This window comes from Haloferax profundi (assembly GCF_001469865.1).
Taxonomy (GTDB): Archaea; Halobacteriota; Halobacteria; order Halobacteriales; family Haloferacaceae; genus Haloferax; species Haloferax profundi.
The window spans coordinates 1-1,393 of record NZ_LOPV01000613.1; the positions used below are offsets into that span (position 1 = coordinate 1).

Annotated in this window: 2 protein-coding genes; both read left to right on the forward strand. The window is 54.2% G+C overall.

What is annotated here, in order from left to right:
- A partial coding sequence (locus AUR66_RS17790) for a hypothetical protein (protein WP_231727959.1) occupies window positions 1–496 on the forward strand: 496 nt, incomplete at its 5' end.
- The gene (locus AUR66_RS17795) at window positions 489–1,253 is read left to right on the forward strand and encodes a hypothetical protein (protein WP_058573494.1); all 765 of its coding nucleotides are present in this window, start codon (window positions 489–491) and stop codon (window positions 1,251–1,253) included. The genes AUR66_RS17790 and AUR66_RS17795, both read left to right, overlap by 8 nt.
- Window positions 1,254–1,393: the final 140 nt, after the last annotated feature.

The window sequence follows — 1,393 nt, forward strand, 5'->3', positions numbered from 1 at the left end:
AGCATCCTCAGTAGATCGTTCGGCGTTTGGAATAGAAAAATACGAGAACGTCGGACGTGCTGCTGCTCGAATACACCTCGGCTTGGTGAGTGTCGACTCCCTGAGTCAGACTCTCGACGAAGTCCGAGAGTTCACGAATCTGGTAGAGGTCGCGTTTCTCGTCCTCAGTCAGACGCGGTCATCAGAAGTCACGGAGTCACAGGTGGCCGCGCTAGAAGAGCTGAAGCAGGTCTACAACGAGTGGATCTGGGAGTATCCCGCCCTCTTGATGTCGAAGGAGACTGCAAAGGGTCCGAACGCTCCGACCTTACGGAAGTGGTCTGCCCAGAAACACTTCTCTGTCGAAGACAACCTACAGAAACACATCGACAGTGTCAGTGAGTCGTGTGTGGACGCTGGCCTAGTTCCGGGTTCAGCTCAGTACCCAGAACACGACGACGACGTGGAAAGAATCGGTCGAACGGCCGCGCTCCAGGCGATGCGTCGAGATGGATGAGTTCGCACCCGGTGGGGACGTAGAGGACGTGTTCACCGATACCTGCGTGTTGTTCGCTTACGCTGTCGAAGGGGAGAAAGGCGCAAGAGTACTCTTCGAAGAGTCCACTTTCGACAAAGTCGCCAGCGAGCGCATCAAGCGCGAGTTCGTCTCGGTAGCTGATCGGCACCAAGATATCCACCGCGAGCTCTTGGAGTTCGCCGCGACAGACGATCTGGACGAGTACGAGCCCACTGACCTGCACCAGAAGAATGACGTTCGATACGTCATCGACCTATACTCCGACCTCTCCGAGATGGACGACGTTGAAGTGGTTCGTCGATTGAACGAGCTGATTAACCGACTAGAGAAGGCGAGAGACGAACTCTTCGAAACTGACGGAGTCCTCACTGTCTTGACCCTTGATGGGGTCGATGCTCAGTTAGTCGGCCAGCTACGTGGTGTCGTTGAGAACGAGGCCGATATCAGAGTTCTCTGTGATGCAGCCGCGTGGAGTCGAAACGGCGGGTCGGGGACATTCCTCACTGAAGACACTGAAGACCTCTTGGGAAGCGACGAGGACACAGGAAGTACTCTAAAAGGTGGTAACGTGGATGAGAGCAGTGGTGGTCTTTCCGACTCTTTTGCGGATTTCTTGGGCTCAGAAAATAAGTCGATACCGGAGCGAATCAACGACCAGATAGTGAGTCGCTACGACACTGACTCATCGTTACAGATTCTTTCCATAGACGACTTTCTCGCTATCGAAGCTGAGTGAGTGCTTTTCACCGAGACTCAACAACGATCTGTCTAACCATCTCTCGTGCCTCGTTCTCTGACAGCCCTTCGAGTTGCACATTCGTCAGTGCGTGATTGAACCGCCGTGTCGTCTCGTCTATGACACGTGACGGTTCGTCT